Origin of the sequence: Streptomyces sp. NPDC003023 (assembly GCF_042888225.1) — a bacterium.
In the GTDB taxonomy this organism is placed as follows: Bacteria; Actinomycetota; Actinomycetes; order Streptomycetales; family Streptomycetaceae; genus Streptomyces.
Genome location: NZ_JBIAPL010000001.1, coordinates 453,989 through 471,244, shown reverse-complemented (window position 1 = coordinate 471,244; position 17,256 = coordinate 453,989). Strand labels below are relative to the sequence as shown.

The window sequence follows — 17,256 nt, the reverse complement described above, 5'->3', positions numbered from 1 at the left end:
CGCAACCCTGACGCAGGAACGCCATGGACGCCCATCGGCCACATGATCATATATTTTCCGTCAGTGACCAGATCCGCAGTGAAATCCACCGCTTTGGCGGTCGTCGCCGCCGCCCTCGCCGGATGCGCCGCGTCCGTCCCCGGACCCGGCACCGCTCCGCGGCCCGCACCGCCCTCCGCCTCCTCCTCCCCCGCCACCCCGGCCGCCCCCGCCGCCGCCCCGACCATGGCTCCCGGACCCGGCGGACTCGCCCCGGTGTTCGCACGAAGCGCCGCGGACCCGGCCACGGCGGACAGGACGGTGGCCCTGACCTTCGACGCCGACATGACCGCCGGCCAGGGGCAGCGCGCCGCACGCGGCGAACGGTTCGACAACCCGGCCCTGATCGACGCCCTGCGGCAGCTGAAGGTCCCGTCCACCGTCTTCATGACGGGCCGCTGGGCCGAGGAGTACCCGGCCCAGGCCAAGGCCCTCGGCACCGACCCCCTCTTCGAGATCGGGAACCACTCCTACAGCCACCACGCCTTCAGTTCCCCCTGCTACGGGCTCCCCGAGGTCGGCGCGGAGGACATGCTCGGCGACGTCCGGCGGGCCTTCGCCGCGTTCGAGAAGGCCGGCGCACGCAATGTGGTGCCGTACTTCCGCTTCCCCGGCGGCTGTTACGACGACGCGGCGCTGCGCGCCGTCGCCCCGGCCGGGGTCACCGCGGTGCAGTGGGACGTCGTCAGCGGGGACGCGTTCGCCTCGGACGCGAACGCCGTCGCCGAGCAGGTGCTGGACGGAGTGCGGCCCGGTTCGCTGGTCGTCATGCACTGCACCCTGAGCGCCGCGCCCGCCACCGAGGCGGCGGTCCGCCGCATCGTGCCCGAACTCCGCCGGCGCGGCTACCGGTTCGTCAAGGTCTCCGAGCTCATGCGGGGATAGTCAGCAGGCGATCAGCCGGAACAGGCCGTGCGCTCCGCCTCGCGCCACTCGCAGACCGGGCACAGCGGCGCGCCCTTGACCGACGCCGGGTACTCGGTCGGCTCACGGCACAGTACGCATTCGGCGAAAGGCTCATCGGCCGTTGCCGTGGCCGGCTCGGCCACCGTGTGCTCCGCGGTCCCGCGGTACGGCTCGTGCTCGTCCATACATACGATTCTAGTGCTGTGACCGGACAGGTTCACGGGCTCGCGGCTCTCCCACCGTCCGCATCGCGCAGGGGCGCCAGTGCGGACGCGAGGCCGACCGCCGCGGCCGCGAGCACCGCCGCAGCGAGCAGGGACACCAGCGGCAGCGTCACCGTCCCGGTCCGCGAGCCCGTGACCAGGCAGGTCACCGCGTACCTGGCGGGCGATCCGCCGACGACCAGGGCCAGCAGCGCCAGCAACGCCGTTGCCGTCAGCGACCAGCCGCGTGCGTGCAGCAGCGGCCTGGTGCACAGGGCGCCGACCGCCGTCCCCAGCAGTACGCACACCGCGGCGGCGAGAAGCCCGGCGGCCGCAGCGGACGGCCGTGGCACCGCGACCCGGTGGTCGGCGCTCGCCGGATCGCTGATCAGCGTGACGACGGCCACGGCCACCGCCCCCAGCACTGCCGCACAGACACCAGCGGTGATCAGCGAGGCCAGATGGGCGCGGCGCGCGCCGCCGGCCGCGGCCGTGACGCTGCGCGCGGCCGCCGGCTCCTGCGTGGCGCAGACCCGCACGAGCCAGGCCGTGGCCGGCAGCAGTGCGGCGGCCGTCCAGCCGAGGGAGTCCAGGACCGGTCCGCCGCTCTGGACGCCCACACCGAGGGCGGCGAAGTACAGCAGCACAGGCGGCAGCCAGCGCTGGGAGCGCAGCAGCATGGCGAGGTGGTAGCCGAGGAGTGCGGTCATGCGGTCGTGTCCTGTCCGGTCGGACGGGCGGCCGTCACGGCGGCCACGTCCACCTGCCGGATGTGCCACGGCGGGCGGGCGGTCAGGAGCGCCCGCAGCAGCGCGTCCGAGTACACGGCCTCGACGGTCAGCACGGTGCCGCCGTCCTCGCCCGCGGTGTGCTCCGGGTAGCCGGGCAGATCGCCGGGCACCGGGGCGCCGGGGGGCCTTACCGCCACGATCCGGACAGGCGGCCCCGGTGGCCGTTCCGGCGAGGGACGGTCGGCCGGCCGCTGCTCCAGCGTGCCGTCCCGTACGTGGAACACGGCGTCGGCCGCGCCTGCCAGGCGGCGCGGGTCGTGGTCGACGTACACGACGGCCGCCCCTGCCGCGACCCGCTCCGCGACCGCCAGGTCGAACTGCTCGCGCGCCGCGGCGTCCAGACCGGTCCACGCCTCGTCGAGCACCAGCAGTCGCGGCTCGGCGAGCAGCGCCTGCGCCACGGCGACCTTCTGGCTGGTGCCCTTGGAGAGTTCGCCGAGCGGGGTACGGGCGTGGGTCGCGGCCCCGAGGCGTTCGAGCCACTCGGCGGCACCGTCGGCCGCGGCCCGCCGTCCCATGCCGTGGATGCGGCCGAGGTGCGTCAGATAGCCGACCGCCGTGAACGGAAGGGCGGCGGGGAAGCGTTCGGGTACGTGGGCCGTGCGGGGGCGGCCGGTGATCCGGCCCTCGGTCGGGGCGTCGATGCCCGCGAGCAGTCTCAGCAGCGTCGACTTGCCGCTGCCGTTCGCGCCCTGCACCCGGACCAGGCTGCCCGGGCACAGGACGAGGTCGACCCCACGCAGCACCCACGGGCCGCGGAGGCCGTACCGGCGGCCGACCTGCCGGAGTTCCAGCGCGGCCGCCGTCAGCTCTGCGCCGCCTTCTGCGGGCTGAGCTCGCTCGGCCGGACGATCACGAAGCCCTCGCCCTCCAGCTTGAGCTGCACCGCTTCGCCCGAACCGCCGCGGATCATGGAGCCGACGGACTGCGAGCGGTGCAGCGAGGTGTGCAGATGGGCACTCCAGCCGACGACGGCGTCCGTGTCGACGAAGACCGGTTGCTGGTGGGAGACCGGAATGACGATCGGGCTGCCGTCGCAGATGACGCCGAGCTTTCCGTAGCCGGTGAAGAGGCTGTTGAACAGGCCGCCGCCGGTCATGCCGGCGCCCTTGACCGTCTTGATCTCGTACGACAGCGTCGGGTCGAAGCAGAGCACGTTGCGGCCGTTTATGGTCAGCGCGTCGCCCTGCTCGATGTCGACGATGAAGCAGTTGGCCGCCTCGTGCGCGAACCACGCCTCGCCCTGACCGCGGACGGCCATCAGCGGCAGGCCCTCGCCGGTGACGGCGCGCTTGAGCATCCCGCCGATGCCCTGGCCCTTGCGTTCGAACTGGAGATTGCCCCGGAAGGCGATCATCGAGCCCTGCCGTGCGTGCATCTCGCCGTTGACCGCGTATTTGATCGACTTCGAGTTCTGCAGCGTCATTCCGGGCACGGTGGCCTGCTGTGCCATGTTCTCCGTGGAGAAAAGATCGCTCTTCATGGGATGCATCGTCGCCCGGAGGGATCCATTCCGCCAACATCCCTCCGCCCGGCTGCTGGCAGACTGGCCGCGTGAGCAGCGAAGAACCCCGTGAAATCTCGTCCGACAGCCCCTTCGGCCACGCGCGGACGTCCCGTGACGCGGCACCGCAGTTCGTGCTTCCGCTGGTGGTGCGCATCGAGAAGACGGCACCGCCGGTCCGTACGGACGCCCTGGAGACGGCCGCACGAGCGGTGCTGGAAATCCTCGCCGACGAGCGCTCCACCGGCGACGGAGAGTGGGCCCGGGCGATGCGGGACTGGCAGGACACCCGGATCCGCAAGGTCGTGCGACGGGCGCGGGGCGCGGAGTGGCGCAAGGCGACCACCCTGCCCGGCATCACGGTGACGGGCCGGAGCACCGACGAGGCGGGCCGGATGCCCGCGGAGGTACGGGTCTTCCCGCCCGTCCCGCTCGACGGCTGGCCCAGGGAACTGGCCAAGCTCCAGGTGTCCGGCACGGAACTCGACGACCCGGAGCCGCCCGCCGCCCCCGACCCGGCACACCCCGTCCTGTGGCTGAGCCCCGAACTCGAGATGTCGGCCGGCAAGGCCATGGCGCAGTCCGGTCACGGCGCCCAACTCGCGTGGTTCGACCTGTCGGAGACGGACCGTGCGGCATGGCGCGAATCGGGCTTCGCGCTGTCGGTCCGCACGGCGGAACCGGCACACTGGGGCGCGCTCACGGCGGGCGGCCTGCCGGTCGTGCGCGACGCGGGCTTCACGGAGATCGCTCCCGGCTCGTGCACGGTCGTCGCCGACCATCCGTCGCTGCGGGGGCGTGCCGTCCGTTGAGCCTCAGGTGTGTCCTCTGGTGCGCATCCGGACGTGCGGTCCGTTGAACAACACGGCCCCCGGCCGCGTACTTCCGGGTACCGCCCAGTAGTTTGACCGGCTAAGTTCGACCGGCAGTCGGCCGGCGGGCTGACCGGCCATTCAGTTGGCGGTTGGTTGCCGTGTAACGCATCGGCTCTGGAGGCACATTGTTGCGGCGCATCAACGGAACAGCACTCATCATCGCGGCCCTGGTCGTCACGGTCGGCGCACTCGCCTTCCCCGTGTGGTCCTACGCCGACCGTTCCGGCACCGGTCAGGACAATCTCAACGCCTCGAGTGTGGCGACACAGTGGGGCCCGCTGTCCGCCACCGACCGCGACTTCCTCGTCAAGGTGCGGCTCGCCGGGCTGTGGGAACTGCCCGCAGGGCAGCAGGCCATCGAACGCGCGCCCACGGAGGCCGTCAAGGCCGCGGGCGACCACCTCGTCGTCGGCCACACCGACCTGGACAAGCGGGCGCGGATCGTCGCGGCGCAGCTCGGCGTGGAGCTGCCCAACCAGCCGACCGAGCAGCAGCAGGGCTGGCTGCGGGAGCTCTCCGCGGCACAGGGCGAGGAGTACGAGCGCAAGTTCGCCCAGCTCCTGCGTACCGCGCACGGCAAGGTCTTCGCGCTGATCGCCGAGGTCAGGCACACCACCCGGAACACACTCATACGACAGCTCGCGACGGACGCCAACCAGACGGTGCTCGACCACATCACCATGCTCGAGCAGACCGGCCGGGTCGATTTCGACGCCATCGCGGACGGCGAGGCGGCGGGAGCGACGGCCAGCCCGAGCGGCCCGCCGCCGCCGGACGGCAACCTGCCTCCGTCGCCGTCGGCGGCCGTGCCGACGGGCGACCAGTCGTTCACGTCCCTCCCCACACCGCAGCCGGGTGCGCCGACCGCGGTCAACACCGACCGCCCGGATCCGCAGGACCCGATCCCCGCCGGGTGACGGCACCGACGCGAGGTTCCGGCCACCGCGGCCGGAACCTCAAATCAACCTCTGAACGTCCCCTCCGACGGATTCACCGCGTCTCCCAGGGGTCATGACCCTGGCACCGTCACACGCGGTGCGTGGACGAGCGGAGGAGGGGGAGCATGGAACTCGGTATCGGAATCGGCTGGCGCCCGGAGATCTCGGACACGGTGGAACGACTGCCGGAACTCGACTGGGTCGAGGTCGTCGCGGAGAACGTCTGCCCCGGCCATCTGCCGCCCGCGCTGACGCGGCTGCGCTCGCGCGGCATCCGTGTGATCCCGCACGGCGTCTCGCTCGGACTCGGCGGCGCGGACCGGCCGTCGAAGCAGCGCCTGGCCGATCTGGCCGAGCGCGCCGAGGCACTGGGCGCGCCGCTCGTCACGGAGCACATCGCGTTCGTACGGGCGGGCGGTGCGCTGACCGCCTCCGCCGCGCTGGAGGCCGGCCACCTGCTGCCCGTCCCCCGCACCTGGGACGCGCTGGAGGTGCTGTGCGAGAACGTGCGCGTCGCGCAGGACTCGCTCCCCGTGCCGCTGGCGCTGGAGAACATCGCGGCGCTGATCTCCTGGCCGGGCGAGGAGCTCACCGAGGGCCAGTTCCTCGCGGAACTCGTCGAACGGACGGGGGTACGGCTGCTGATCGACGTGGCCAACCTCCACACGAACCACGTCAACAGGGGGGAGGACCCGTCCGCGGCGCTGGACGAACTCCCGGTCGAGGCGATCGCGTACGTCCATGTCGCGGGCGGCGTCGAACGCGACGGCGTCTGGCACGACACGCACGCCCACCCGGTCACCCAGCCGGTGCTGGACGTGCTGGCGGACCTCCGGGCCAGGGTCGACCCGCCGGGGGTGCTGCTGGAGCGCGACGACGACTTCCCGCCCGCGGCGGAGCTGGAGCGTGAACTGGACACGATCCGCAGGACGTTGACGACGGGCGGGGGCAGGGCCGGTGTCACGGGGCGCAAGCCTGCCCGGCCGGTGTTCGAAGCCACCGCGCGAAGCGAGGCAAGGGGTCCTGAGCCCGCCCCGGTTCCGGGAAGAAGCGGGGAGGGGACAGGTTCCGCGCAGCGGCCCCAGTCGCTCGGATCCGCCTCGCCGGAGACCGCCCCCACCCACCCGGGTACGGGTGCCGCCACTCCGGCGGCGGTGGAGGGGGCGCCCCGCCAACGCGTGGCGCTCGCCCAGGCCGCGCTGCTGTCCGCGCTGGTCGCCGAAACCCCCGCCCCCGAGGGCTTCGACGCCCGCCGCCTGCGCGTACAGCGCCGTGCGCTCACCGCCAAGCGGGCCGACGTCGTCGCGAAGGTCGCGCCCGAGCTGCCGGAGATCCTCGGCACGGGCTACCGTCCCGCGTTCCTCGCGTACGCCGCGAACCGTCCCATGCACGCCGGGTACCGGCGCGACGCCCTGGAGTTCGCCGAGCACCTGCTGGCCGCCGGCCGGCCGGCGGACGACGTCCGGGCCCGTCGCAGGCTGACGCTCTGGTGGCAGGAGCGGACCGCTCCGCGGCCGCCGCGCAGAGCGTCCCGTATGGTCCGGGCGGCCCGTGCCGCACTCGTGGGGAGGTGAACGGCATGACGACACTCCTCGCTCTCGCCGTGTACATCGCTGTCGGCGTCTCGTCCGTCCTGCTGATCGTCAAGGTCTCCGCCGCGCGGCCCTCCGGCCCCTCCACGGCGGCGCATGTGCACGATGTCTACGAGGTGGCCTTCCTGGCGGGCGGCCCGGGCCGGGCCGTCGACGCCGCGCTCGCCGCGCTGCACGCGGACGGCCGGATCGCCGTCGGCGGGCCCGGCGTGCTCTCCGTGCTGCGGCCGGCCGCCCACGACCCGGTGGAGCGCGCGGTCTTCGCCGAGCTGGCGGCCGCTCCGAACGGGGCGCTGCACGTCGTACGGCTCCGGACGATGCGCAGCGCCGCGGTGCAGGAGATCGGCGACGTGCTCGCCGCCCGCGGCCTGATGACACCGCCCGGCAGCGGTACCCGGCTGCGCACCTGGGGCAGGACCCAGGCCGTGCTCTGTGCGGTCGGCCTGCCGCTCGCGTTCGTGATCACCGTCGTCGAGGTTGTGGGCGACGCCTCCTACGATCCGACGCTGCCCTTCGTGTTCGTGGTCCTCCCGGCTCTGGTGGCCGGCGCCGTGATCGGTGCTCTGCAGGCGGGCCGTGCCCGTCGTCGTGTCACACCGGCGGGGCTCAGGGCGCTGCGCCTGTACCGGACCCTGCATGCGCAGCCGCGGACACCGGCCGAGCGGGTGGCCCGGTACGGCCCTCGCGGTGTGCAGGATCCGGGGCTGCAGGCGCAGCTGAACGCCGCGGCCCGGTTCCGTACGGCGCCGCCCGCGCGCGGCGGCTCCTCGTCGGCCGACTTCCACCTCGTGGGCGTCGAGCCCGTGTGGTGCGCCGGATCGTCCTCCGACTCCGGGGGTTCCTCCGGGGGCTGCGGGGGTTCCGGTGGCTGCGGCGGCTCCGGCGGCGGCTCGAGCTGCGGCGGTTCCGGCGGATCGGGTTCGAGCTGCGGCGGCGGTTCGAGCGGGGGTTCCAGCTGCGGCGGCGGTGGAGGCGGTGGCGGCGACTGACGGACCGGCATCGGGGTCATAGACCCCGACACCGCCGAGCCGGTGCTTTACTTCGCGATCCGCCCCTGCCAAAGATCCCTTTCGTCCTGTGGCCGCTGCCGGCCGGCCCGCGCACGAAGGGAACGCGATGAGAAGATCCGCGAAGTACGGGGCCGTGGCGGGCCTCAGCTCCTTGGTCCTCACCTCGGTCGCCGTCGCTCCCGCCGACGGAACGACCACCGCCGACGCCGAGTCCCGCGGCACGGCGGTGGCTGCCGAGCGTGCCGCCGCGGCCGGTGTCGACTTCGGCCGCTGCCCCGCCGTCGAACAGCTTCCCGACTCCGTCGAGTGCGGCACCGTCGAGGTCCCGCTCGACTACGCCGACCCTTCGGGGCCTCGGATCCGGCTGACCGTCAGCCGCGCGGAGGCGACCGGGGGGAAGGCCGAGCGGCAGGGCGCCCTCGTCTACAACCCCGGTGGCCCCGGCGCCTCCAGCATGTCCTTCCCGCTGGCGGTCGAGGTGCCCGAGTGGAAGCGGATCGCAAAGGCCTACGACATGGTGGGGTACGCGCCCCGCGGCGTCGGCCGGTCAGCCCCGCTGTCGTGCCAGGACCCGAAGGACTTCCTCAAGGCGCCCACCCAGGCCCCGACCCATCCCTCCCTCTCGCACAAGAAGGAGCGGATCGCGCAGGCGCGGGCGTACGCGCAGGGCTGCGCGGACCGGAACGGGCCGGCGCTGCGCCACTACACCTCGCTGAACAACGCCCGCGACCTCGACGTCCTGCGGGCGGCCCTCGGCGAGAAGAAGCTGACCTTCATGGGCGCCTCGTACGGCACCTACTTCGGCGCCCTGTACGCGACGATGTTCCCGTCCCACGTCCGCCGCATGGTCTTCGACTCCGCGGTCGACCCGGACCCCGAGCAGATCTGGTACCGCAACAACCTGGAGCAGTCGGAGGCCTTCGAGAGCAGGTGGGCCGACTTCCGTACCTGGGTGGCCAAGCACGACAAGGCGTACGGGCTCGGTGCGACCGCCGATGACGTCGCACGCAGCTACGAGGAGGCACGCGCCCGGCTCGCGAAGGAACCCGCCGGCGGGAAGGTGGGGCCCGGCCAGCTCCATGCCGCGTTCCTGGGCACCGGCTACTACGACGGCTACTGGCCGCTGCGGGCCGACGCGTTGTCCGAGTACCTGAAGGGAAACCCGAAGCCGCTGATCGCCCAGGCGGCTCCCGACCCGGGGAGTGCGAAGTCCGCCGAGAACGGCAACGCCGTGTACACGGCGGTCGAGTGCAACGACGCCCCCTGGCCGGAGGACTGGCTGACCTGGGACCTCGACAACACGCTGCTGGCGCAGCGCGCGCCGTTCGAGACCTGGGACAACGCCTGGATGAACCTGCCGTGCGCGTTCTGGTCCGCGCCGAGGCAGGAGCCGCTGGACGTCCGCACCGCGCCGGGAGAGCTGCCCACGACGCTGATCCTCGCCGCCGAGCGGGACGCGGCCACACCGTACGCGGGAGCTCTGCGGCTGCAGCGCCGGCTGGCGGGCTCCGTGCTGATCACGGAGGAGGACGCGGGCACGCACGGCATCGGCGGCGGCAGCAACACCTGCGTCAACGACTACTTGGAGGACTATCTGCTGCGGGGTGAGACGCCGGTGCGGCGCGCATCATGCGCGCCGCACCCGGAGCCGGACCCGGTGTCGCTGGACCGGCGTGCTGAGCAGCGGAAGCTGCCGCACACCGTCTGATCTTCCGGGTCACATGGACGGCTGGGTTTCCGCACAGGCGATGCGGAAACCCGGCCGTCAGGTTATTGGGGAAACGCTACGCCAGCCCGGCCACCAGGTCCGCCACATCCTTGCGGCGGCCGGTGTAGAACGGAACCTCCTCGCGCACGTGCATACGCGCCTCTGAGGCGCGCAGGTGACGCATCAGGTCCACGATGCGGTACAGCTCGTCCGCCTCGAAGGCCAGGATCCACTCGTAGTCGCCGAGCGAGAACGAGGCGACCGTGTTCGCGCGGACGTCCGGGTAGCCACGGGCCATCTTGCCGTGGTCGGCGAGCATCCGGCGACGGTCCTCGTCGGGCAGCAGGTACCAGTCGTAGGAGCGCACGAACGGGTACACCGAGATGTAGTCGCGCGGCGTCTCGTCGGCCAGGAAGGCCGGGATGTGCGACTTGTTGAACTCGGCGGGGCGGTGCAGCGCCATGTTCGACCAGACCGGGTCGAGGGCGCGGCCGAGGCGGGTGCGGCGGAAGCGGTTGTACGCGTCCTGCAGTTCGTCCGCGGTCTCAGCGTGCCACCAGATCATCACGTCGGCGTCGGCGCGCAGCCCGGAGACGTCGTACGTGCCGCGCACGGTGACGTCCTTGGCGGCGAGCTGGTCGAACAGCTCCTGGACCTCTTCGGCGTAGCCGGAGCGGTTCTCGGGCAGCACATCGCGCAGCTTGAAGACGGACCACAGCGTGTACCGGATGACCTCGTTGAGGTCCTTGGCCTTCTTGCCTGCGTTCGGGATCTTTTCTGGCGCACTCATACGGCTATTGTCCCGCCTCGGGTTCCGTGCCCCGCGCCAGGGTCGGCGTGGCGAGGATCTCGTCCGCGGCGCGCTGTCCGCTCGCGATGCAGGCGGGAATGCCGACACCGTCGTACACGGCGCCGCACACCCGCAGACCGGGCAGCTTCGCGACCTCGTCACGGACCCGGGCGACGCGCGCGAGGTGGCCGACGGGGTACTGGGGCAGGCCGCCGGTCCATCGGGTGACCTCCGCCGCGACCGGCCTGGCGGTGAGCCCGACGGCCGCGCCGAGATCGGTCAGGGAGACGTCGACGAGCTCGGCGTCCTCGCGTTCCAGGGCCTGCTCCTCGCCGTAACGGCCGACGGAGGTGCGCAGCACGAACAGGTCGCCCGCGCCCCGTCCGACCCAGCTCCACTTGTTCGAAGAGAACGTGGACGCCTTGATGGTGCGGCCCTCGACGGGCGGGACGAGGAAGCCGCTGCCGGCCGGCATGCCGGCCACGTCGGCACGCCGGAACGCCATGGTCACCAGCGCCATGGAGGCGTACTCGACCCGCCCGAGCTCGGCCGCCGCGGTCGGCGACTCGTCGGTGAGGAGCGCGGAGGCGGACCACGCGGGCGTCGCCAGCACGACGGCGTCGGCGGTGAGCGTCTGCCGGTCGGTGCGGACGCGCCAGCCGGCGGCGGTTCGCGCCAGGCCGAGTACGGGCGTCCGCGTGCGGATGTCACCGCCCTGGGCGCGCACGGACTCCGCGACGGCGCCCGGCAGTGTGCCGATGCCGCCGGCGAGGCCCATGAAGACCGGTCCGCCGGTCTGCCGCCCCGCGGCCCTGGCCTGGATGTCGCGCACGCCGTCGAGCAGCGAGCCGTGAGCCCTGGCGGCCTCGAACAGCTGGGGCACGGCCGCCCGCATCGAGATGCGGTAGGCGTCTCCCGCGTACACGCCGCCCAGCAGCGGTTCCACGAGCCGGTCGACGACCTCACGGCCGAGGCGCTCCGCCACGTACGCGCCGACGGCCACGTCGTCGCCGACCTCGGCCGGCGGCAGGTCCTTCTCCTGCCCGATGCGGGCGAGCCCTTCGGGCGAGAGCAGCCCGGCCAGCGCGGAGGCGTCGCCCGGCACGCCCATCACATGGCCCTTGGGCATGGGTCGCAGGGCGCCCTGGGTCCACACGGCGGAGATGGCGGTGGCCGGCGGTTCGAGGCGGTCGCCGAGGCCGACGGCGCGGGCGAGGCCGGTGCCCTCCGTACGGCGGGCGAGCATCGACTCGGCGCCCAGGTCCACGCGTACGCCCTCGATCTCCCCCGATCGCAGCTTGCCGCCGACCCGGTCGGTGGCCTCAAGCAGGGTGACGCGCACGCCGGAGGCGAGCAGCCGGTGCGCGGCGGCGAGACCGGCGATGCCGCCCCCGACGACCACGACGTGACGCGCTGGTGTGTCCACGTTCATGGTCCAACTCTCTCAAACGCCGTTCCGAGTCCCGACCGTGACCGCTTCGGGACCGGATTCGGGCAACCCCGGGCGGGGCCCCGTACGTCGAACCGGCGATTCGTCAGCACACTTCCCCCGGGGGGCCCGCATGCGTCCAGGACGCACGTTCGCCGTACTTGTTCTCACCGCCTCGCTCGGCCTGGCCGGCTGCGGGGCCGGTGCTTCCGACTCCTCCGGCGACGCGAAGAGCGCGGCGAGACCCGCGGAGCGGGAGGCCGCCGAGGGGGCGGCGGGCTCCGGCTACGCGGCTGACGAGGCCGCGACAGGAGCGGCGGCCGACGGCCGCAAGGGCGAGGGCGCCGCGAAGCCGTCCGCCGCGCAGAAGGCCCACGTCATCCGGACCGCCACGCTCGAAGTGGAGGTCGCGAACGCCACGAAGGCACTCGCCGCCGCCCGTACGACGGCCCTGGACGCCGGCGGTCACGTGGAGAACGAGACCACGGAACGCGTCGACGAGACCCATGTGAGCTCGCAGGTCGTGCTGCGCGTCCCGCAGGAGCGGTACGACGCCGTGCTGGCCGAACTGGCGGGCGCGGGGAAGCTGTTGTCCCGCAAGGCCGGCGCCGAGGACGTCACCGACAAGGTGGTGGACGTGGAGAGCCGCATCGCGACGCAGCGGGCGAGCGTGGCAAGGGTGCGGGAGCTGATGGAGCGGGCGACGAGCCTGTCCGACGTCGTCACGCTGGAGAGGGAGCTGAGCAGCCGTCAGGCGGACCTGGAGTCGCTCCTCGCGCAGCAGGCGTCCCTGAAGGACCGCACCTCGCTGGCGACGATCACGCTGACGCTGTTGGAGATGGAGCGGGAGGAGCCCTCGGAGAAGGACGACGACCCCGGCTTCCTGGACGCGCTCGGTGGTGGCTGGGCCGCGCTTGTCACGACCCTGCGGTGGCTGGCGGTCGTGCTCGGGGCGGTCGCGCCGTTCGCGGCGGTGGGTGCGGTGCTCCACGCGGCGTGGCGGTGGCTCGTACGGCCCCGGCTGCGCAGGCGCCCGGCCCCGCACGCCGAACCTCCGGCCGCGCACGCCGGACCGTCGGCGACGCAGGACTGAACAGCCCCTTCCCCGTAGCGTGTTCCCCATGGGATCTACCGAACATCTCGTGATCATCGGGGGCGATGCGGCGGGCATGTCCGCCGCATCGCAGGCACGCAGGATGAAAGGGCCGGACGAACTGGAGATCGTCGCGTTCGAGCGCGGCAACTTCAGTTCGTTCTCGGCGTGCGGCATCCCGTACTGGGTGAGCGGCGACGTCGGCGATCGCGACGAGCTGATCGCCCGCACACCCGAGGAGCACCGCGAGCGCGCCATCGACCTGCGGATGCGCACCGAGGTGACGGAGATCGACGTGGCGGGCGGCCGGGTGCGCGCCCGCGACCTGGCAAGCGGCTCCGAGTCCTGGACCGGCTACGACAAGCTGGTGGTCGCCACCGGCGCCCGGCCCGTGCGCCCCGGGATCCCGGGCATCGACGCCCCCGGTGTGCACGGCGTGCAGACCCTCGACGACGGCCAGGCGCTGCTCGACACCCTCTCCCGTACCGAGGGACGGCGCGCGGTCGTCGTCGGCGCCGGCTACATCGGCGTCGAGATGGCGGAAGCGCTCATCAAGCACGACTACGAGGTCACGCTCGTCAACCGCGGCGAGCAGCCGATGGCCACCCTCGACCCCGACATGGGCCGGCTGGTCCACGAGGCGATGACCGGCATGGGCATCACCACGGTCTCGGGCAAGGCCGTCACCGCGATCCTCACCGGCGACGACGGCCGGGTCCGGGCGGTCGCGACCGACGACGCCGAGTACCCGGCGGACGTGGTCGTCCTCGGTATCGGCGTCGAACCGGAGACGACACTCGCCCGCGCGGCCGGACTTCCGCTCGGCGACCACGGCGGTCTGCTCACCGACCTGGCGATGCGTGTCCGCGGGCACGAGAACATCTGGGCGGGCGGCGACTGCGTCGAGGTTCTCGACCTCGTCTCCGGCCGCGAACGCCATATCGCGCTCGGCACGCACGCCAACAAGCACGGCCAGATCATCGGCGCGAACGCGGGCGGCGGTTACGGAACCTTCCCGGGCGTCGTCGGCACGGCCGTCAGCAAGATCTGCGAACTGGAGATCGCCCGCACCGGTCTGCGCGAGAGGGACGCCCGCGCGGTGGGCCTGCGGTACGTGAGCGTGACCATCGAGTCGACGAGCCGGGCCGGCTACTTCCCCGGCGCGGCCCCGATGAAGGTCAAGATGCTCGCGGAACGCCGCACCGGCCGCCTCCTGGGCGTCCAGATCGTGGGCCGCGAGGGCGCGGGCAAGCGGGTGGACATCGCGGCCGTCGCCCTGACGGCGGGCATGACGGTCGAGCAGATGACGGCCCTCGACCTCGGCTACGCCCCGCCGTTCTCCCCCGTCTGGGACCCGGTCCTGGTGGCGGCCAGAAAGGCCACGGCGGCGGTCCGGGAAACGGGGTCGTGACGCGCCGGCTCCGTTTCCGCGTCGAGCGGTTCCTCCGCCCACAGGTCGGGGAACCGCTCGCGCGCGAGCGACGGTCGGGTCGGCGGGGACGGTGCGGCCGTCCCCTGTGAAACCTGGTGCCGTGACCGGCGATGTCTGCCCGTGAAGGAGCGTCACGACAGGGCGGAGCCTGCCGGGAGGGGCACTAGCGTGCGGTCGACTCGTGGACGTCGGCGACCAGGCGCGTCAGTGCGTCCGGGTTCGTCGTCGGCAGGACGCCGTGGCCCAGGTTGAAGATGTGACCCTCCAGGCCCGCCGCGGCGTCCAGCACCTCGCGGGTCTTCACGCGCACGGCCTCGGGCGAGGAGAAGAGGACCGCCGGGTCCAGGTTTCCCTGCAGCGCCTTGCCGGGTCCGACCCTGCGCACGGCCTCGTCGAGCGGGACGCGCCAGTCGACGCCGACCACGTCCGCGCCCGCCTCGCTCATCAGGCCCAGCAGCTCGCCCGTACCCACGCCGAAGTGGATGCGCGGGACGCCGTAGGAGGCGACGGACTCGAAGACCTTCGTCGACGCGGGCATCACGGAGCGCCGGTAGTCCGCGGGAGCCAGCGCGCCGACCCACGAGTCGAAGAGCTGCACGGCGGACGCGCCCGCCTCGATCTGGACCTTGAGGAAGGCGGAGGTGATCTCCGCGAGGCGGTCCAGCAGGTCGGCCCACAGCTGCGGGTCGCCGTACATCATGGCCTTGGTGTTCTCGTGGTTGCGCGAGGGACCGCCCTCCACGAGGTAGCTGGCGAGGGTGAACGGCGCGCCCGCGAAACCGATCAGCGGCGTGGACCCCAGCTCACCGGTCAGCATTCCGATCGCCTCGGTCACGTACGAGACGTCGTCCGGCGTCAGGTCCCGCAGCCGTGCCAGGTCGGCCCGCGTACGGATCGGGTCCGCGATGACCGGGCCCACCCCCGGCTTGATGTCGAGGTCGACACCGATCGCCTTCAGCGGCACCACGATGTCGCTGAAGTAGATCGCGGCGTCCACCTTGTGCCGGCGCACCGGCTGCAGCGTGATCTCGGTGACGAGCTCGGGCCGCATGCACGACTCGAGCATCGGGATGCCCTCACGGACCTTGAGGTACTCGGGCAGTGAGCGGCCCGCCTGACGCATGAACCAGACCGGCGTGTGCGGCACCGGCTCACGGCGGCACGCCTTCATGAAAGCGGAGTCGTACGTCTTCGAGTGGTGGCCCGAGGGGCTGTGGTTGGCGCTCACGCACTGAATCTTCGCATGTGCGCGGGAAGTGCCTGCCCCGGCATGGGTGTCCCTCCCTGCGCGAAGCGCGCGTTCCGCCTACTCTTCCCCGCATGGCTGCGGCTCAGGGACATTTTTCCGATCATTCCAAAAGCGCTGACGACAAGGGGAGCGCCGATCCGAGTGCGGAACCAGGTGCCGTCCCACGCGCGTTCCGGCAGGCGGTCGAGGCACTGAGGTCGGCCCGGACGCGGCCGGAGATCGAGATCGATCCGACGCGGCCTCCGCAGCGGCTCGCACCGCACGCTTACGCACTGGAGGCGGCGGTCGTCGACGGCGAGGACGACCTCGCGGATGGGCGCCTCGTTCTGCTGCACGAGCCCGCCGGCCACGAGGCGTGGCACGGGACGTTCCGGCTGGTGACGCTGGTGCGCGCCGAACTGGAGCCGGAGATGGCGGCGGACCCGCTGCTTCCCGAGGTCTGCTGGTCGTGGTTGACGGGCGCGCTGGAGGCGCGCGGGCTGTCGTACGGGGAGCCGAGTGGCACCGTCACCCGCGCGGGGTCTCACTATTTCGGTGGACTCGCCGAGCGCCGTCCCGCGACCCAGATCGAGATCCGCGCGTCATGGACCCCGAGGGAGGGGCCGGGGGGTGTTCCGGACTCGGCCGCACACCTCGCGGCCTGGTGCGATCTGCTCTGCCAGGTCGCCGGGCTGCCCCCGTCACCGGCCGGTCCCGCGGACAACGCGACGGGCGTGGTGACCCTTCCGCAGCGCCGCGGTCCGCAACAGCCCTGAGCCGAGGACGGCCGCGCCCCCTGTGAGGATGGGCGCGGCCGTTCCCGTGTGTTCACCCGTAGGGCCCACTTGAACGGTTCGCTCGTAGGATGATCGATCGCCTGTCCGAATTGCCCCGATAATTACTCACCAAATCGTGATCATTCTCTAAAGGCGGACGGGTTCGGTGCCGAAGAGGTCAATGACCCAACTGCACGGTTCGCCCCGGCTTCCTTCCCCCCAGCCGGCGTCCCGCACCTTTCCAGGAGGCCTGGTGTCCGTTCTTCTCGAGCAGCCCGCAAGCCTGGTCGCCTACCGCCCGAACAAGCCGACGGCCATGGTCGTCGTGGCCGACCCGCGTGTCCGTTCCACCGTCACCCGCCACCTGTGGGCACTCGGGGTCCGTGACGTGATCGAGGCGTCGTCCATCGCGGAGGCCCGCCCCCGCGTCGGCAACCCGCGCGACATCTGCGTTGCCGACGTCCACCTGCCCGACGGTTCCGGGCTGACCCTGCTGTCCGAGACCCGCGCGGCAGGCTGGCCCAACGGCCTGGCACTGTCCGCCGCCGACGACATCGGCGCGGTGCGCAACGCGCTCGCCGGCGGCGTGAAGGGCTATGTCGTCACCGGCACCCGTACCAACATCGGCCACCCCACCCGCCCCGGCGCCGCCCCCATCGGCGCCGCGGCGAACCGTATGCACCGCCGCCCCCCGGGTGCCCCGAGCCACCCGGGCGGCTACCGCGAGCTCTCCGGCCGCGAGGTCGAAGTACTGCGCCTCGTGGCGGAGGGCCAGTCCAACAAGGCGATCGGCGTCTCGATGGGGCTGTCCGCGCTGACCGTCAAGAGTCACCTCGCACGCATCGCACGCAAGCTGGGCACGGGCGACCGCGCCGGGATGGTGGCCGTGGCACTGCGCACCGGAATCATCCACTGACGGCTTCGCATTCCATACGCGCCCGT

Annotated in this window: 17 protein-coding genes; 10 read left to right on the top strand and 7 right to left on the bottom strand. The window is 72.5% G+C overall.

The window, feature by feature from the left end; all coding sequences use genetic code 11:
- The first annotated feature begins 42 nt into the window (after positions 1-42).
- Positions 43-924, top strand: coding sequence for a polysaccharide deacetylase family protein (locus ACFYV1_RS01735; RefSeq protein ID WP_389393340.1), 882 nt, complete (start codon positions 43-45; stop codon positions 922-924).
- Positions 925-935: 11 nt separating this feature from the next.
- On the opposite strand, the gene ACFYV1_RS01730 is transcribed toward ACFYV1_RS01735, so the two are convergent.
- The 4 genes from ACFYV1_RS01730 to ACFYV1_RS01715 are packed head-to-tail and all read right to left on the bottom strand — an operon-like array spanning position 936 to position 3,422.
- Positions 936-1,130, bottom strand: coding sequence for a hypothetical protein (locus ACFYV1_RS01730; protein WP_389393339.1), 195 nt, complete (start codon positions 1,128-1,130; stop codon positions 936-938).
- Positions 1,131-1,162: 32 nt separating this feature from the next.
- Positions 1,163-1,858: an ABC transporter gene (locus ACFYV1_RS01725; RefSeq protein WP_389393338.1), complete on the bottom strand. Its 696-nt coding sequence runs from the start codon at positions 1,856-1,858 to the stop codon at positions 1,163-1,165.
- Complete coding sequence (locus ACFYV1_RS01720; RefSeq protein ID WP_389394543.1) at positions 1,855-2,733, bottom strand: ATP-binding cassette domain-containing protein; 879 nt, start codon at positions 2,731-2,733, stop codon at positions 1,855-1,857. The genes ACFYV1_RS01725 and ACFYV1_RS01720 overlap by 4 nt, the downstream gene beginning before the upstream one ends.
- A gap of 11 nt (positions 2,734-2,744) precedes the next feature.
- On the bottom strand, positions 2,745-3,422 hold the full coding sequence (locus tag ACFYV1_RS01715; protein WP_389393337.1) for an AIM24 family protein: 678 nt from the start codon (positions 3,420-3,422) through the stop codon (positions 2,745-2,747).
- A gap of 71 nt (positions 3,423-3,493) precedes the next feature.
- On the opposite strand from ACFYV1_RS01715, the gene ACFYV1_RS01710 reads away from it, so the two are divergent.
- The 5 genes from ACFYV1_RS01710 (at position 3,494) to ACFYV1_RS01690 (ending at position 9,566) form a co-directional block, all read left to right on the top strand.
- Positions 3,494-4,255 (top strand): peptidyl-tRNA hydrolase, encoded by a 762-nt coding sequence (locus ACFYV1_RS01710; RefSeq protein ID WP_389393336.1) that lies wholly within the window; start codon positions 3,494-3,496, stop codon positions 4,253-4,255.
- A gap of 191 nt (positions 4,256-4,446) precedes the next feature.
- On the top strand, positions 4,447-5,235 hold the full coding sequence (locus tag ACFYV1_RS01705) for a DUF4142 domain-containing protein (RefSeq protein ID WP_389393335.1): 789 nt from the start codon (positions 4,447-4,449) through the stop codon (positions 5,233-5,235).
- A 146-nt stretch (positions 5,236-5,381) separates the two neighbouring features.
- Complete coding sequence (locus tag ACFYV1_RS01700) at positions 5,382-6,830, top strand: DUF692 family multinuclear iron-containing protein (protein ID WP_389393334.1); 1,449 nt, start codon at positions 5,382-5,384, stop codon at positions 6,828-6,830.
- A 5-nt stretch (positions 6,831-6,835) separates the two neighbouring features.
- On the top strand, positions 6,836-7,837 hold the full coding sequence (locus ACFYV1_RS01695) for a TIGR04222 domain-containing membrane protein (protein WP_389393333.1): 1,002 nt from the start codon (positions 6,836-6,838) through the stop codon (positions 7,835-7,837).
- Positions 7,838-7,964: 127 nt separating this feature from the next.
- Entirely contained in the window at positions 7,965-9,566 is a 1,602-nt protein-coding gene (locus tag ACFYV1_RS01690) for an alpha/beta hydrolase (protein ID WP_389393332.1), read from the top strand.
- A 76-nt stretch (positions 9,567-9,642) separates the two neighbouring features.
- Here ACFYV1_RS01690 and hemQ read toward each other — a convergent pair whose 3' ends face one another.
- Complete coding sequence (hemQ, locus tag ACFYV1_RS01685; protein ID WP_389393331.1) at positions 9,643-10,356, bottom strand: hydrogen peroxide-dependent heme synthase; 714 nt, start codon at positions 10,354-10,356, stop codon at positions 9,643-9,645.
- Between the two features lie 4 nt (positions 10,357-10,360).
- Positions 10,361-11,788, bottom strand: a complete 1,428-nt coding sequence (gene hemG / locus ACFYV1_RS01680; RefSeq protein WP_389393330.1) for a protoporphyrinogen oxidase — start codon at positions 11,786-11,788, stop codon at positions 10,361-10,363.
- 130 nt (positions 11,789-11,918) lie between these two features.
- On the opposite strand from hemG, the gene ACFYV1_RS01675 reads away from it, so the two are divergent.
- Both ACFYV1_RS01675 and ACFYV1_RS01670 read left to right on the top strand, forming a co-directional pair.
- On the top strand, positions 11,919-12,878 hold the full coding sequence (locus tag ACFYV1_RS01675; RefSeq protein ID WP_389393329.1) for a DUF4349 domain-containing protein: 960 nt from the start codon (positions 11,919-11,921) through the stop codon (positions 12,876-12,878).
- Between the two features lie 28 nt (positions 12,879-12,906).
- Positions 12,907-14,289 (top strand): FAD-dependent oxidoreductase, encoded by a 1,383-nt coding sequence (locus ACFYV1_RS01670; protein WP_389393328.1) that lies wholly within the window; start codon positions 12,907-12,909, stop codon positions 14,287-14,289.
- 184 nt (positions 14,290-14,473) lie between these two features.
- Here the strand turns inward: ACFYV1_RS01670 and hemE are convergent, their stop codons facing one another.
- Positions 14,474-15,538, bottom strand: coding sequence for a uroporphyrinogen decarboxylase (gene hemE / locus ACFYV1_RS01665; protein WP_389393327.1), 1,065 nt, complete (start codon positions 15,536-15,538; stop codon positions 14,474-14,476).
- Positions 15,539-15,630: 92 nt separating this feature from the next.
- Between hemE and ACFYV1_RS01660 the strand changes: the two genes are divergently transcribed.
- Positions 15,631-16,314 (top strand): DUF3000 domain-containing protein, encoded by a 684-nt coding sequence (locus ACFYV1_RS01660; RefSeq protein ID WP_389393326.1) that lies wholly within the window; start codon positions 15,631-15,633, stop codon positions 16,312-16,314.
- A gap of 253 nt (positions 16,315-16,567) precedes the next feature.
- Positions 16,568-17,230, top strand: a complete 663-nt coding sequence (locus tag ACFYV1_RS01655; protein ID WP_005310513.1) for a response regulator transcription factor — start codon at positions 16,568-16,570, stop codon at positions 17,228-17,230.
- The last annotated feature ends 26 nt before the right edge of the window (positions 17,231-17,256 follow it).

Coding starts and splice junctions, on each gene's coding strand:
- ACFYV1_RS01695 (WP_389393333.1), top strand. CDS start 6,836: ATGACGACACTCCTCGCTCTCGCCGTGTACATCGCTGTCGGCGTCTCG.
- ACFYV1_RS01735 (WP_389393340.1), top strand. CDS start 43: ATGATCATATATTTTCCGTCAGTGACCAGATCCGCAGTGAAATCCACC.
- ACFYV1_RS01725 (WP_389393338.1), bottom strand. CDS start 1,858: ATGACCGCACTCCTCGGCTACCACCTCGCCATGCTGCTGCGCTCCCAG.
- hemQ (WP_389393331.1), bottom strand. CDS start 10,356: ATGAGTGCGCCAGAAAAGATCCCGAACGCAGGCAAGAAGGCCAAGGAC.
- ACFYV1_RS01690 (WP_389393332.1), top strand. CDS start 7,965: ATGAGAAGATCCGCGAAGTACGGGGCCGTGGCGGGCCTCAGCTCCTTG.
- ACFYV1_RS01700 (WP_389393334.1), top strand. CDS start 5,382: ATGGAACTCGGTATCGGAATCGGCTGGCGCCCGGAGATCTCGGACACG.
- ACFYV1_RS01730 (WP_389393339.1), bottom strand. CDS start 1,130: ATGGACGAGCACGAGCCGTACCGCGGGACCGCGGAGCACACGGTGGCC.
- hemG (WP_389393330.1), bottom strand. CDS start 11,788: ATGAACGTGGACACACCAGCGCGTCACGTCGTGGTCGTCGGGGGCGGC.
- ACFYV1_RS01660 (WP_389393326.1), top strand. CDS start 15,631: ATGGCTGCGGCTCAGGGACATTTTTCCGATCATTCCAAAAGCGCTGAC.
- ACFYV1_RS01675 (WP_389393329.1), top strand. CDS start 11,919: ATGCGTCCAGGACGCACGTTCGCCGTACTTGTTCTCACCGCCTCGCTC.
- ACFYV1_RS01670 (WP_389393328.1), top strand. CDS start 12,907: ATGGGATCTACCGAACATCTCGTGATCATCGGGGGCGATGCGGCGGGC.
- ACFYV1_RS01715 (WP_389393337.1), bottom strand. CDS start 3,422: ATGAAGAGCGATCTTTTCTCCACGGAGAACATGGCACAGCAGGCCACC.